Consider the following 14,033-nt stretch of genomic DNA (forward strand, 5'->3'; position numbering starts at 1 on the left):
AGATGTGTATAAGGGGCAGTACCTCGACTGGACCAGCCCCTCCCGGACCCGCGACGAGGCCCCGTCGGCGCCGCCGGCCACCGAGGCGATCCCCGACCGCACGCCCGCCGGCTCCTCCCGCGCGGCGACCCCCGCGACCGAGGCCATCCCGGACCGGACGCCCGCCCGCGACCACGACGAGTACGACGACGAGTACGACGACGAGTACGACCGCGACGAGTACGACGACCGCGAGGACGACGACCGGTTCGACGACGGCGACCGGGCCGTCGACGAGGATCGCCGCGGGCCGGACACCGGCAGCTCCACCGGGGTCGTCGGGGGTCGCGCCGCCTTCCGGGCGGAGCGCCAGGCCGCGGAGGCCGAGCGGCTGCGCGCCCTCCGCGCCGCCCGCCAGGAGGAGGGGCGCAGCTCCCGGGTGCGCCGCGCCGCGGTGGGCCTGCTGGCCGTCGCCGTGATCGCCCTCGTGGTGCTCGGCGTCTACTCCTTCACCTCGCCGGAGGCCCAGGAGGCCGCGCGCAGCAGCTCTCCCCAGGCCGGCGCGACGGCGTCGGTCCCGGCCGTGCCGAGTTCGGCCCTGCCGCCGCTGGACGTCCAGCCGCTGCCGCCGGTCGACGCCGCGCCCGCCACGCCGGTGCGCGTGCCCGTGACCGTGCTCAACGCCACGGGTGTCTCCGGCCTGGCCGGTGACATCGCCGCCGAGCTGACCGCCGGCGGCTGGGAGTCCGCGGGCGTCGCGGAGTACGACGGCGCCGACGTCGCGACGACGACCGTCTACTACACCGACGGGGACCAGACCCAGTACGCCGCCGCGACCCAGCTCGTCCAGCAGTTCCCGGAGATCAGTGGCCCGGCGGTGCGCTTCTTCGAGGTCCCGGACGTCCCTGCGCCCGGCCTCGTGGTCGTCACCACCGGCGAGTGGCTGCCCTGACCGCAGGCCACCCCGCGCCGCGCCGTCCGCGGAACCACCGGGCGCGGCCGTCCGTTGGCGGCTCCGTGCGTCCCGTTCGCGGGCCCGTGCGTCCCCGCCCGCGCCCCGGCGCCCGCGCGACGTACGCCGCCCTGCTCCTGCTGCTCACCCTGGCCGTGGCCGGGCTGCTGCCCGTCCCCCCGGCCGCGGCGGCCGAGGAGGTCGCCGCCGAGGAGGCGCGGGTCCCCGTCGGCACGGGCGCGGACGCCGCCGAGCTCGACACCACCCTGTACCTGCCGGCCGCAGCGACGGCCGACGAGCCCGCGCCGGCGGTCGTGCTCGCCCACGGCTTCGGCGGCAGCAAGGAGTCGGTGGCCGACGACGCCCGCGACCTGGCCGGCCGCGGCTACGTCGTCCTGACCTACTCGGCCCGCGGTTTCGGGGCGAGCACCGGCCGGATCGGCCTGAACGACCCCCGGTTCGAGGTGGCCGACCTCTCCGCGCTGCTCGACCGGCTCGCCGCGCGCGAGGACGTGCTGCTCGACGCGGAGGGTGACCCGCGGGTCGGCGTGGCCGGGGCCTCCTACGGCGGGGCGCTGGCCCTGCTCGGCGCCGGCTACGACGACCGCGTCGACGCGGTCGCCCCGCAGATCACCTGGCACTCGCTGACCGCCGCGCTGTTCCCCTCCCAGGTGGGCGAGCCGGCCGCCGCCACCGTCGCGGCCACCCCGCAGGCCCAGGACGGCGGCGTCTACAAGCGACTGTGGTCGGGCCTGTTCTTCGGCGTCGGGTCGGCGCCCATCGGTGGGCTGCTCGGCGCGCTCGGCGGCGGGGACGGCGACGGCGACGGAGCCGCCGCGGCGGGCGGACCGCCCGCGGGCCTCCCCGCCGACCTCGGGGCGGTCGATCCGGCCGCGGTGGACCCGCAGGCGGTCGAGCAGCTGCTGACCTGCGGCCGGTTCACCGCCGAGGTGTGCGCGGCGTACCAGACCGCGGCGTCCAGCGGCACGCTCACCCCCGAGATCGCCGCCGTCCTGGACCGCAGCAGCCCGGCCACGGTCCTCGACCGCATCGACGCGCCCACCCTGCTGGTGCAGGGCACCCAGGACTCGCTGTTCGGCCTGGGTCAGGCCGACGCCAACGCCCGCGGCATCGCCGCCGACGGCACCCTCGTCAAGGTGGTCTGGTACCAGGGCGGCCACGACTCCCAGGCCTCAGAGCGCACCACCGAGCAGCTGCGCGAGCAGGTCGCCGGCTGGTTCGACTGGCACCTGCGGGACCAGGGCGAGGACCCGGGCACCGGCTTCGAGTTCCCCGCACCCACCGGCGTGGCCGCGACCGTCGGCACCGTGCAGGGCGGCAACCGCACCGTGACCGCGCCGGCGTACCCGGGCCTGGCCGGCACCGAGCCCGCGCAGCGCGAGGCGGTCGCCGTCGCCGGCGCGCTCCAGCCGGTCGTCACGCCCGCCGGTGGGACGCCGGCCGCGATCACCGTCGTCCCGGGGCTGGGCTCCCTGGCCTCGGCGCTGGCAGGGGCGTCGTTCGAGATCCCCGGCCAGTTCGCGGCCTTCGAGAGCGATCCGCTGGACGAGGCGGTGGAGGTCGTCGGTGCCTCGACCATCGACCTCGCCGTCGCCTCGCCCGGCGGCTCGGCGACCCTCTTCGCGAAGCTCTACGACGTCGCTCCCGACGGGACGGCGACGCTGCCGGGGGGCCTGGTCGCGCCGCTCTCGCTCACCGGCCTGTCCGCCGACCCGACCGCGCCCACGCGGGTGAGCGTGACGCTGCCCGGGATCGTGCACCGCTTCGAGGCCGGGCACACGATGCGGGTCGTGGTCTCCGCGACCGACCAGGCGTTCGCGCTGCCGGCCGAGGCCGCCGTCTACTCCGTCGCCCTGGCCGAGGGCGGGGACGCCGCGGCCCTCGCCGTCCCCGAGGTCGACGGGCGCACCGAGGCCGCCGGCGGCACGTCCCGCTGGTGGGTGCTGCTCGGCGTCGTCGTGGCGCTGGGCCTGCTCGGCTGGCTCGCGGCCGTGCTGTGGGGCAGGCGCCGGCGGCGGCAGGTCTCGCACGTCGAGCCCGACGGCGAGGACGTGCCGCTGCGCTTCACCGACGTCACCAAGGCCTACAAGGACGGCTTCGTGGCCGTCCGGGACCTCTCGTTCGAGGTGCGTCGCGGCCAGGTCCTCGGCCTGCTCGGCCCCAACGGCGCGGGCAAGACGACGTCGCTGCGCATGCTCATGGGGCTGATCCGGCCGACCGACGGGCGGATCACCGTCTTCGGCCACGAGATCCGCCCGGGCGCGCCGGTGCTGTCCCGGCTGGGGTCGTTCGTCGAGGGCACCGGGCTGCAGCCGCACCTGTCCGGCCGCGACAACCTGCGGCTGTACTGGGCCGCCACCGGCCGCCCCGCCGAGGACGCGCACATGGCGGAGGCGATCGAGGTCGCCGGTCTCGGTGCCGCGATCGACCGGCCGGTGCGCCGCTACAGCCAGGGGATGCGCCAGCGGGTCGCGATCGCCCAGGCCATGCTCGGCCTGCCCGACCTGCTCGTCCTCGACGAGCCGACCAACGGGCTGGATCCGCCCCAGATCCACGCGATGCGCGAGGTGCTGCGCTCCTACGCCGCGACCGGCCGCACGGTGATCGTCTCCAGCCACCTGCTCAGCGAGATCGAGCAGACCTGCAGCCACGTCGTCGTCATGGCCAAGGGCCAGAAGATCGCCCAGGGCACGGTGGAGGAGCTCGTCGGCACCGGCGGCTCGGTCCTGGTGGGCCTGGCCGACGACGCCCAGACCGAGCGGGCGGCCGCCGTCCTCACCGGGCTGCCCGGGGTGACGGTGGAGCACACCGACGAGGGGCTGGTCGCCGACCTCGACGGCACGAGCCGGGCGCGGGCGTTGCAGGCGTTGGTGGCGGCCGGCATCGCGGTGGACGCGTTCACGCCGCGCCGCCGGCTCGAGGACGCGTTCCTGGCACTGGTGGGGGAGTCATGAGCACCGCCGAGCACGTCCAGCCGACCGGGGCGGTCGCCGGCTACCGACCCGAGCGCACGCTGCGCCTGTCGGTCGAGCTGCGCCGGCAGTTCAAGCGCCGGCGCACCCTCGGCGTCCTGGTGCTCATGGTGGCGCTGCCGCTCATCCTCATCGCCGCCCTGCAGCTGGGCGGCACCGAGGAGGCCGAGGAGAACAGCCGGATCAACCTGGTCGACGTCGCCACCTCCAGCGGGCTGAACTTCACGCTGTTCGTGCTGTTCGCGACGACGAGCTTCTTCCTGGTCGTCGTCTACGCGCTGTTCTTCGGCGACACGGTGGCCAGCGAGGCCCAGTGGGGGTCGCTGCGCTACACGCTGGCCACCCCGGTGCCGCGGATGCGCCTGCTCCGGCAGAAGTGGCTGGCCGCGTTCGTGCTGTCGGTGGGTGCGTTGGTCACCCTGGTGCTCACCGCGCTGCTCGCCGGCGGCATCGCGTTCGGCTTCGGCGCCGTCCAGACACCGGTCGGCGTCACGCTGGGGCAGGGGGAGGGGCTGGTGCGGCTGGCCGGGATGGTCGGCTACCTCGCCGTCCACCTGCTCGTCGTGGGCACGCTGGCGTTCTGGCTCTCCACCGTGACCGACGCGCCGCTGGCCGCGGTCGGCGGGGCGGTTTTCACCATGTTTGTCTTCGCGATCCTCGACCAGGTCGAGCAGCTGGGCGACATCCGGGACTTCTTCCCGACCGCGGAGGAGTTCGCCTGGACCCACCTGCTCGAGACCCCGGTCGACGCGGACGAGATGTTCCGGGGCGTCATCCAGTCGCTGCTCTACGCGGCGGTGTTCACGGCGCTGGGGTTCCGGCACTTCTCCCGCCGCGACGTCACCTCCTGAATCCTCCGGCGATTTCCGCGGAGATCGCCGGCAGGTCACAGCGAGGCGCGGACGGCCTGGGCCCAGCCCTCGCCCATGGGGGCGTCGGTCACCGTCACGTTGGGGACGGCGGCCAGCAGGTCGGCCATCCCGTCGACGGTGGCCCCGTTCGCGGTGATCCACAGCCGGTCGACCGCGGGCGCCATCTCCAGGTCGCTGACGCTGTCGCCGATCGCCACCGCGTCGGCCGGGGTCAGCCCGCGCCGCTCGAGGTCCCAGGCGATCGCGGCGCCCTTCGTGATCCCGCGCGGCATCAGGTGGTAGACCCGCGCCGGCGCCTCGGCGGCTGCCAGCGTCGTGCGGGCCGTGCGCGGCAGCGCCCCGTTGTCCTTGAGGGTGAGCCAGCCCAGCCCGCGCTCGGCCAGCCAGGCGTCCACCGCCAGCGGGTCGAGGCGGCCGCGCAGCAGGGCGTCGGTCTCGTGGGTGGCGTGCCACGGCGCGTGCCACTCGACCCGCCCGGGGTGGTCGGCGACCAGGGTGTCGACCACCCCGAGCTCCGCCATCACCGCCATCGGCGTGCGGCCCGCGTACTCCTCGGGCAGCTCGCCGGTCAGCCGGTGGGTCTGCCGGGCGGCGTCCCAGCTGATCGTGGCGCCCAGCTCCGCGATGGCGCCGTCGGCGGCGAAGATCCGCGCCGCCTCCACCACCTGCTCGAAGGTGCGGCCGCTGACCAGCACGAGCGCCACGCCGGCGCGGTGCAGCTCCAGCAGGGTGGCCGCCGGCTCGGCGGTCAGCTCGCGTCCCTCGGTGTGCCAGAAGGAGCCGCGTGGCCCGACCATCGTGCCGTCGAGATCGGTGTAGACGACGCGCGTGCTCACCAGCCCATCCTGGCCCGGCCCGCTGCGACGCCCGCGACGTGGGTAGAGTCCTGGGCGTTCCACTCATCCAGAGGGGCAGAGGGACACGGCCCGACGAAGCCCCGGCAACCGCCGCCCTGCGCGTCCGCGCAGCGGAAGGGTGCCAATTCCGTCCCGCGCGGCTCGACGGCCCGACGCGGGGAAGATGAGGAGGTAGTCGTCGCATGACCCTGACCGCTCCCGGTTCCCAGCAGGCCGACTCCAGCGCGGGCGGCCCCGTCCCGCCGTCCCCGGCGCGTGGCCTCGTCTGCCGCAACTGCGGCGCCACCTTCGGGCTCATCGCCGAGCACGCCTGCGCCGAGTGCTTCGGCCCGCTGGAGGTCGACTACGACCCCGAGCTGATGCGCGCGGTCACCCGCGAGCAGATCGAGGCCGGTCCGCAGAACATCTGGCGGTACGCCGCGCTGCTCCCGGTCGGCCAGGACCCGGCCGACCGCGTCACCCTCGACCCGGGCATGACCCCGCTCGTGCGCGCCGACCGGCTGGCCGCGGAGCTCGGGCTGACCGGCGGGCTGTGGGTCAAGGACGACTCGGCCAACCCCACCCACTCCTTCAAGGACCGCGTGGTCAGCCTCGCCGCCACCGCGGCCAAGCGGCTGGGCTACACGAAGATCGCCGCCGCCTCGACCGGCAACCTGGCCAACTCGGTGGCCGCGCACGCCGCCCGCGTGGGCCTGCCCTCCTTCGTCTTCATCCCGTCGGACCTCGAGCCCGGCAAGGTCGTGCAGTCGGCGGTCTACGGCCAGACGCTGGTCGCCGTCGACGGCTCCTACGACGACGTCAACCGGCTGACCAGCGAGCTCGCCGAGACCGACGAGTTCGAGGACACCGCCTTCGTCAACCAGAACGTGCGGCCGTACTACGCCGAGGGCTCCAAGACGGTGGGCTACGAGATCGCCGAGCAGCTCGGCTGGCGGATCCCGGCGCAGGTCGTCATCCCGATGGCGTCGGGTTCGCTGCTCACCAAGGTGGACAAGGCGTTCCGCGAGCTGACCGCGGCCGGGATCGTCGAGGCCACCGAGTGGACCGTCTTCGGGGCACAGTCCGCCGGCTGCGACCCGATCGCCACCGCCTTCGACAACGGCTGGGACGTCGTCAAGCCGGTCAAGCCCACCGGCATCGCCAAGTCGCTGAACATCGGCAACCCCGCCGACGGTCCCTACGCCCTCGACGCCATCCGGCGCACCGGCGGCAGCGTCGGCCGCGTGGACGACGACCAGATCGTCCAGGGCATCCGCGACCTGGCCCGCACCACCGGCGTCTTCGCCGAGACCGCGGGCGGGGTCACCACCGCGGTGCTGCGCCAGCTGGTCGAGGACGGCCGGCTGGACCCCGCCAAGGAGACCGTCATCCTGAACACCGGTGAGGGCCTGAAGACCCTCGACCCGCTGGAGCCGGTCGTCGGGCCGACCCACCGGGTGTCGCCGGCCCTGTCGTCGGTCCGGTCTGCGGGCCTCATCGGGTGACCGGGTAGGGTCGATTCCGGGGGCGTCGTCCCCCGATCCGGTGTGCCGTGTGCGTGAGTCTGGTCTCACCTCGGCTTTTGTGCTGTACGTTTCCCCGCGGTTCGGTTCCACGTTCGTGTCCGACGGGCGGAAGAGCTCGACCCGGCCTCCCTGGTCGGTGGGGGGTCGTCCGCACGCACGAACGTGGGAGCGCACGTGGCACAGGGCACCGTGAAGTGGTTCAACGCCGAGAAGGGCTTCGGCTTCATCGCCGTCGACGGCGGTCAGGACGTCTTCGTCCACTACTCGGCCATCCAGATGGACGGCTACAAGAGCCTGGACGAGGGCCAGCGGGTCACCTTCGAGGTCGTCCAGGGCGAGAAGGGTCCGCAGGCGGACGCCGTCCGCAGCGCCTGACCTGAGCCCACCGGAGGCCCGGTTCCCCTTCGGGGGAACCGGGCCTCCGTCGTGGCAGGCACCCACTCGCCCGAGCTGACGCAAGGGGCCCCGCGGGTACGACCGACGAGGCGGGCCCGGAGGGTCCCCGAGGAGGGACGTGGACGGGCTCCACGCAGGTCGGGGACGTCTCCCGGCGGCGGTGGAGGCCGGTAGGCCGACCATGTTGTTGCACTCGTCAGGGGCGAGTGCCAGACTCGGTTTGGCACTCGACAGTGCCGAGTGCCAATCAGGTCGGAACGGTGAGGCACTGGTGTGCGGGCCGACGGAGTGCCCGACCCGCCGGTGTCGTCCGTCGCGGGCGCCGGTCCCGGCCGTGCAGCGATCCATGCATGGAGGACATCACCACATGGCCAAGATGATCGCCTTCGAGGAAGAGGCTCGCCGCGGCCTCGAGCGGGGCATGAACACCCTCGCCGACGCCGTCAAGGTGACCCTCGGCCCGAAGGGCCGCAACGTCGTCCTCGAGAAGAAGTGGGGCGCCCCCACCATCACCAACGATGGTGTGAGCATCGCCAAGGAGATCGAGCTCGAGGACCCGTGGGAGAAGATCGGCGCCGAGCTCGTCAAGGAGGTCGCGAAGAAGACCGACGACGTCGCGGGTGACGGCACCACCACCGCCACCGTGCTCGCCCAGGCGCTCGTCCGCGAGGGTCTGCGCAACGTCGCCGCCGGCGCCAACCCGATGGCCCTCAAGAAGGGCATCGAGAAGGCCGTCGAGTCGGTCACCGAGTACCTCCTCTCGACCGCCAAGGACGTCGAGACCAAGGAGCAGATCGCCGCCACCGCGTCGATCTCCGCCGCCGACACCGCCATCGGTGAGCTCATCGCCGAGGCGATGGACAAGGTCGGCAAGGAAGGCGTCATCACCGTCGAGGAGAGCAACACCTTCGGCCTCGAGCTCGAGCTCACCGAGGGCATGCGCTTCGACAAGGGCTACATCTCGCCCTACTTCGTCACCGACGCCGAGCGCATGGAGGCCGTCCTCGACGACCCGTACGTGCTCGTCGTGAACAGCAAGATCAGCTCGGTGAAGGACCTGCTCCCGCTGCTGGAGAAGGTCATGCAGTCGGGCAAGCCGCTGGCGATCATCGCCGAGGACGTTGAGGGCGAGGCCCTGGCGACCCTGGTGGTCAACAAGATCCGCGGCACCTTCAAGTCCGTCGCCGTCAAGGCCCCGGGCTTCGGCGACCGCCGCAAGGCCATGCTGGCCGACATCGCCATCCTCACCGGTGGCCAGGTCATCAGCGAGGAGGTCGGCCTCAAGCTCGACACCGCCGACATCTCCCTGCTGGGCCGCGCCCGCAAGGTCGTCGTCACCAAGGACGAGACGACGATCGTCGAGGGCGCCGGTGACAGTGACCAGATCGCCGGCCGGGTGAACCAGATCCGCGCCGAGATCGAGAAGTCGGACTCCGACTACGACCGCGAGAAGCTGCAGGAGCGCCTGGCCAAGCTGGCCGGTGGCGTCGCCGTCATCAAGGCCGGCGCCGCGACCGAGGTCGAGCTCAAGGAGCGCAAGCACCGCATCGAGGACGCGGTGCGCAACGCGAAGGCCGCCGTCGAGGAGGGCATCGTCGCCGGTGGTGGCGTCGCTCTCGCGCAGGCCACGGCCGTCGCGTTCGACAAGCTCGAGCTCGAGGGTGACGAGGCGACCGGTGCCAACATCGTGCGCGTCGCGCTCGAGGCGCCGCTGAAGCAGATCGCGATCAACGCCGGCCTCGAGGGTGGCGTCGTCGCGGAGAAGGTCCGCAACTCCGACACCGGCTGGGGCCTCAACGCCGCCACCGGCGAGTACGTGGACCTGGTCGCCAGCGGGATCATCGACCCCGCCAAGGTGACCCGCTCGGCGCTGCAGAACGCCGCCTCCATCGCGGCGCTCTTCCTCACCACCGAGGCCGTCATCGCCGACAAGCCGGAGAAGAACGCTCCGGCCATGCCCGGCGGCGACGGCGGCATGGGCGGCATGGACTTCTGAGTCCACTGCTTCCGTAGCACCAGCACTGCCCGGCAGGGGCGGTCCCGCACTCGCGGGGCCGCCCCTGTCGGCGTTGGTGGGCTCGCCCGGTCTCGTCAGCCGACGGCGTCCCCGCGACTCCAGGGAACACGTCGTCTCCGCGGCCGCCCGGACGATGACTTCCCCGGAGTCGCCGTCCGCCGGGTGCGCCGTGCGAGATCAGCATCGGCCCAGCGGGGTCTCCGGGCGGTGGAGGACTCGTGCGGAACCGAGGTGACCACCGCCCGCCGCCTCACCCGGGAGCGAAGCAGCAGAACTCGTTGCCCTCCGGGTCGGCGAGCACGTCCCAGCCGATCCCGGCGTCCCGGGCGCAGCAGCGTCGCGCCCGCGGCCTGCAGCGCCGCGGTGTCGCCGACGACGTCGAGGTGCATCCGGTTCTTGACCGTCTTCAGCTCGGTCACCGGGTTGACCCAGATCAGCGGACCGGCGCCGGTGGGGTCCTCGATCGCCACGGGTCGGACGTCGGCCGATCGGCGGGCCGACGCACGTAGCCGAGCGCCGCGCACCACCAGTCGGCCAGCGCCTGGTGGTCGCGGGCGTCGAGGCAGAGGTCCTTGCACCGGCGGCCCCGTCCAGGGGCCCGCCTCGAGCGCGCGAGAGGTGGGGAGGACGGGGTCCTCTTCAGGCCCGGTGTCCGTCGCCGAGCAGCCAGCCGCAGGGCGCGGCCAGGGCCTCGGCCTCCTCAGGACCCCAGGAGCCCGGGGCGTAGCGGTGCACCCGCGGCGGGTGCTGCTGCAGCGGGGCGAACGCCCGCCACGCGTGCGCCAGGCCCTCGCTGCTGGTGAACAGCGACCGGTCGCCGACGAGCACGTCGTGCAGCAGCGACACGTAGGGCGGCAGCGGCGTCCCCCCGGGGACGTCGGCCAGCTGCAGCGAGGCCGTCGCCGTGGCGAGGGCGAGGTCCGGGCCGGGCTCCTTGGCGACGACCTGCAGGTCCACCGCGCCCGACCCCGAGAGCGACAGCGAGAGCACGTTGCCGTGGCCGGGGACGTCGGTGACCGGACCGTCGGGACGGCGCAGCAGCAGGCTGACCCGCTCCTCGCCGGCGGCCATCCGCTTGCCGGTCCGCAGCACGAACGGGACGCCGCGCCAGCGGTCGGTGTCGACCCACAGCCGGGCGGCGACGTAGGTGTCGGTCCGCGAGTCGTCGGCGACGCCGTCGATGTCGGTGTAGCCGTCGAACTGGCCGAGCACCACCTCGTCGGGGTCGAGGGGACGGAAGGCGGCGAGCACGCCCTCACGGGCCTCCTGCAGGTCCTCGGGGGAGAAGCTCGCCGGCGGCTCCATCGCCACCTCGGCGGCGACCTGGAACAGGTGGGTGACCAGCATGTCGAGAGCGGCGCCGGTGGCGTCGTAGAACTCCGCGCGCCCTGCCACGTCGAGGTCCTCGGGGACGTCGATCTGCACCTGTGCCACGTGGTGGCGGTGCCACACGTGCTGGAACAGGCCGTTGGCGAAGCGCAGCACGTGCAGGTCCTGGGTGCCCTCCTTGCCCAGGAAGTGGTCGATCCGGAAGACCTGCTGCTCGTCGAGCACGGAGAGCACCAGGTCGTCGAGCTCGCGGAAGCTCTCCGGCGAGGTGCCGTAGGGCTTCTCGTAGACCACCCGGGCGCCGTCGGTCAGCCCGTGCCGCTCCAGCGCCCGGGTCAGCTTCTCGAACGCCGACGGCGGGACGGCGAGGTAGTGCACCAGCTGTGGGTCGCCGCCGAGCTCCTCGCGCGCCTCGCCGATGACGTCGAGCAGGCTGCCCGGGTCGGACTCCTCGAAGCCGCCACCGGCGAAGCGCAGCCGCGCGGCGAACTCCTCCCACGGGCCCTGGTCGGGGTGCGGGCCGAACTCGGTGAGCGCGTCGTGCACCAGGTCGGCGAAGTCCACGTGCGAGACGTCGCCGCGGCCGTTGCCGACCAGCCGCCAGTCCTCCGGCAGCAGACCCCGCTGGGCGAGCTCGGAGAAGGCCGGCAGCACCATCCGGCGGGACAGGTCGCCCGTGGCGCCGAAGAGGACGAAGACGGTCGGTGGCAGGTCGGTCACGCGGGTCCTGTGCCCGTGCGGCGCGGGGGCCACGCCTGGCATCGGGCCCGACGCGGACCGAGGGCCCGTCACCGGTCAGGTGACGGGCCCTCGGCCTGTTCCGTGGTCAGGGCCGGGGAGCGGGCCCTGGCGTGTGTCGCCGGATCAGCGCGACCGCGTCATCACGGCGACCGTCTTGGCGCCGGAGTCGGAGGTGACGTTGAAACGGTTGTTGGTCGGCAGGGCGGGCCCGTTCCGGAGGTCGACCGTCCAGGTGCCGTCGGCCGCGACCGGGACGTTGAGCTGGATGGTCGCACCGGAGCCCGCGACGTCGCCGAGCCGGAGGTGCACCCGGTTCGCCGTCGTGTCCTGCGCGGTGCCCTGGATCTTGTACTCGCGCCGGTCGGCCCGGTACTGCGCCCGGGTGACCGTGACGACGTCGGTCGGCGTGACCGTGTTGTCGACGGTCGCGGGCACCGTGGACGTGGTGGTCGCGGTGCCGCTCCTGGCGACGACGGTGAGCGCGTACTCCACGCCGTTCCGGAGCCCGCTCACGGTGCCGGCGGTGCCGGTCGCCGCGAGGGTGACCGGAGCACGACCGTCCGCCGGGGTGGCGACCAGGTCGTAGCCGGACACCGGGCTGGCCGCGTTGCCGGCGGCCGCCGCTGTCCACTCCGCCGCGATGCTCTCGTGACCGGGGATGACCCTGGTCAGGGTGAACGGCGCGGGGGCCACCGCCCTCAGCGTGGAGACCGTGGCCGTGGCGGCCGGGCCGGCGCCGCTGGCGTTGGATGCGGTCACCGAGACGGTGTAGGTCGCGCCCGAGGTCAGGCCCGTGAGCGTGGCCGTGGTCGCCGGAGCTGCGACCGTCACCGGAGCGGGCACCGCGGCGGCCGCGTCGCCCGAGGTGGCGGTGACCGTGTAGCCGGTCGCACCGGTGGTGGCTGCCCAGCTCACGTCGGCGCTGTCGAGCGACGCGCTGCTGGCGGTCAGGCCGGTCGGGGCCCCGGGGGCCGTGGCCGGGTCGGTGCCGGGGTCGGTCCCGCCGTCCGGCGGGGTGGTGCCGCCGGTGCCAGAGCCGACGACCACCGTCCCGAGCGACTGCGGGGCCGACCACCGGCCGTTGTAGGCCTCGATCGTGATCTCGTAGGTCCCACCGGCCTCGAGACCGTCGAGGGAGACGCTGGTGCCGCCGGTGCGCTCCGCGATCTCCTGCTCGACGTGGGCGCCACCGATCGCCGCCACCCGGTAGCCGGTGACCTCGGAGGCGTCGGCGGGCTGGGCCGGCGTCTTCCAGGCGACCTCCACCGAGGTCGAGCCCGTGGCGGACGACAGCTGGGCCGTCGTCGGCGCGGTCGGCACCTGGCCGTCCGGGCTGGGCGGGCACCCGCCCATCCCCGGGCCGGGGATCTCCTCGAACTCGTTCTGGGTCAGGCCGAGGGCCGGCTCCTCGCCCGCCATCCAGGCTGCGGCGACGTGGTCGCCGCCGAGCGTGCGGTCGTAGTCCGCCTTGGTGTAGAGCGTGTAGGTACCCGACCACGTGCCCGTCGCGGGGTCGATCGTGGCCGCGGCGTCCCACAGACCGGGCTCCCCGTTGGGGTGCTCCGCGTCCGGGACCAGGGTGATGCCCATGGCCCGGGCGTCCACCAGGCCCGGGTCCTGACCGGGCGGCGTCTTGTCGTCCTTGTTGTCGGGGTTGACCGTCTCGATCACGAACCGGGTCGGGTCGAACCACGGGTCCTCGGGGTCGTAGGTCCCCGAGATGGTCACGGTGCCGGTGCCCGACACCCGGTTCGACCCCTCGGGCTGGGCCACGCCGTCCGGCGCGAACCCGCTGCCGACCACCTCGGTGACCGTGGGCGACATCGTGACGGCGGAGTCCGTGAAGGCCTCGCCGCTGAACGAGACCCGGACCTCGTCGCCCGGCTTGATGGTGGGCGTGACCCCGATCCAGCACTCGCCGCCGGGGTGGTTGAACTCCAGGAAGCCGGTCTCGTCGATCGTCCCCCGGCCGATGGCGATGGTCTCCGTGCCCCGGAGCACCTCGACGGTGGCCTCCTGCCCGGCCTGGGCGAGGTAGCCCTCGAGCGCGACCATGCTGCGCTTGTTGAAGATCTCGATGTTGCCGGGCCCCGCCGGAGGGGTGCCTGCCTGGGCCATGGTCGCGAAGGTCACCAGGCTGCCGGTGGCCGTCACGGCCGCCAGGCCGCCGGCGATCAGTCGCCTGGGGGATCGGGACGTTCGCGACGCGGGGGGAACCACAGCCCTGTGCGCACCCCCGCGACCGCCGTGCTGGGTCGGTCGTGTCCTGGTCATCGCCTACTCCGCGGTCGCGCCGTGCCCACACCGCCGTGGGCCGGTCTCGTGGAGGTCACGGTCGTCGCGCGGCGACGTGCCCGGCAGCCGAGCGGAGGGGGAGCGGATCCCCCCAATC

11 protein-coding genes and 1 riboswitch are annotated in these 14,033 nt (G+C 73.8%); of the genes, 6 read left to right on the top strand and 5 right to left on the bottom strand.

Annotated features, from left to right (window positions below; translation table 11 throughout):
* The 3 genes from CNO22_RS11140 to CNO22_RS11150 form a co-directional block, all read left to right on the top strand.
* Positions 1–931 (top strand): LytR C-terminal domain-containing protein (locus CNO22_RS11140; protein WP_157936908.1); only part of this gene is annotated, 931 nt, incomplete at its 5' end.
* Positions 932–1,017: 86 nt separating this feature from the next.
* Positions 1,018–3,906, top strand: a complete 2,889-nt coding sequence (locus CNO22_RS11145; protein ID WP_232806955.1) for an alpha/beta fold hydrolase — start codon at positions 1,018–1,020, stop codon at positions 3,904–3,906.
* Entirely contained in the window at positions 3,903–4,775 is an 873-nt protein-coding gene (locus CNO22_RS11150) for an ABC transporter permease (protein ID WP_100499439.1), read from the top strand. The genes CNO22_RS11145 and CNO22_RS11150 overlap by 4 nt, the downstream gene beginning before the upstream one ends.
* A 35-nt stretch (positions 4,776–4,810) precedes the next feature.
* On the opposite strand, the gene CNO22_RS11155 is transcribed toward CNO22_RS11150, so the two are convergent.
* Positions 4,811–5,632, bottom strand: a complete 822-nt coding sequence (locus CNO22_RS11155) for an HAD family hydrolase (RefSeq protein WP_100499440.1) — start codon at positions 5,630–5,632, stop codon at positions 4,811–4,813.
* Between the two features lie 60 nt (positions 5,633–5,692).
* A riboswitch (SAM riboswitch) is annotated at positions 5,693–5,823 on the top strand.
* Positions 5,824–5,835: 12 nt separating this feature from the next.
* Here CNO22_RS11155 and thrC point away from each other — a divergent pair.
* From thrC to groL, 3 genes are all read left to right on the top strand, one after another.
* The gene (gene thrC / locus CNO22_RS11160) at positions 5,836–7,137 is read left to right on the top strand and encodes a threonine synthase (RefSeq protein WP_198588252.1); all 1,302 of its coding nucleotides are present in this window, start codon (positions 5,836–5,838) and stop codon (positions 7,135–7,137) included.
* Between the two features lie 195 nt (positions 7,138–7,332).
* On the top strand, positions 7,333–7,533 hold the full coding sequence (locus CNO22_RS11165) for a cold-shock protein (RefSeq protein ID WP_012946987.1): 201 nt from the start codon (positions 7,333–7,335) through the stop codon (positions 7,531–7,533).
* Between the two features lie 388 nt (positions 7,534–7,921).
* The gene (groL, locus tag CNO22_RS11170) at positions 7,922–9,550 is read left to right on the top strand and encodes a chaperonin GroEL (protein ID WP_100499441.1); all 1,629 of its coding nucleotides are present in this window, start codon (positions 7,922–7,924) and stop codon (positions 9,548–9,550) included.
* 95 nt (positions 9,551–9,645) lie between these two features.
* Here groL and CNO22_RS28995 read toward each other — a convergent pair whose 3' ends face one another.
* The 4 genes from CNO22_RS28995 to CNO22_RS11185 all read right to left on the bottom strand — a co-directional run bounded on the left by CNO22_RS28995 (position 9,646) and on the right by CNO22_RS11185 (position 13,795).
* Positions 9,646–10,041, bottom strand: a complete 396-nt coding sequence (locus CNO22_RS28995; protein WP_232806956.1) for a VOC family protein — start codon at positions 10,039–10,041, stop codon at positions 9,646–9,648.
* Entirely contained in the window at positions 10,005–10,247 is a 243-nt protein-coding gene (locus CNO22_RS29680) for a VOC family protein (RefSeq protein WP_332870076.1), read from the bottom strand. Before CNO22_RS29680 ends, CNO22_RS28995 begins: the two co-directional genes overlap by 37 nt.
* Positions 10,211–11,620, bottom strand: a complete 1,410-nt coding sequence (locus CNO22_RS11180) for a glucose-6-phosphate dehydrogenase (protein WP_198588253.1) — start codon at positions 11,618–11,620, stop codon at positions 10,211–10,213. The genes CNO22_RS29680 and CNO22_RS11180 overlap by 37 nt, the downstream gene beginning before the upstream one ends.
* A 144-nt stretch (positions 11,621–11,764) precedes the next feature.
* A complete protein-coding gene (locus CNO22_RS11185; protein WP_198588254.1) occupies positions 11,765–13,795 on the bottom strand; it encodes a fibronectin type III domain-containing protein in 2,031 nt (676 codons plus the stop codon).
* Positions 13,796–14,033 lie beyond the last annotated feature (238 nt).

Origin of the sequence: Geodermatophilus chilensis, assembly GCF_002802985.1 — a bacterium.
GTDB lineage: Bacteria > Actinomycetota > Actinomycetes > Mycobacteriales > Geodermatophilaceae > Geodermatophilus > Geodermatophilus chilensis.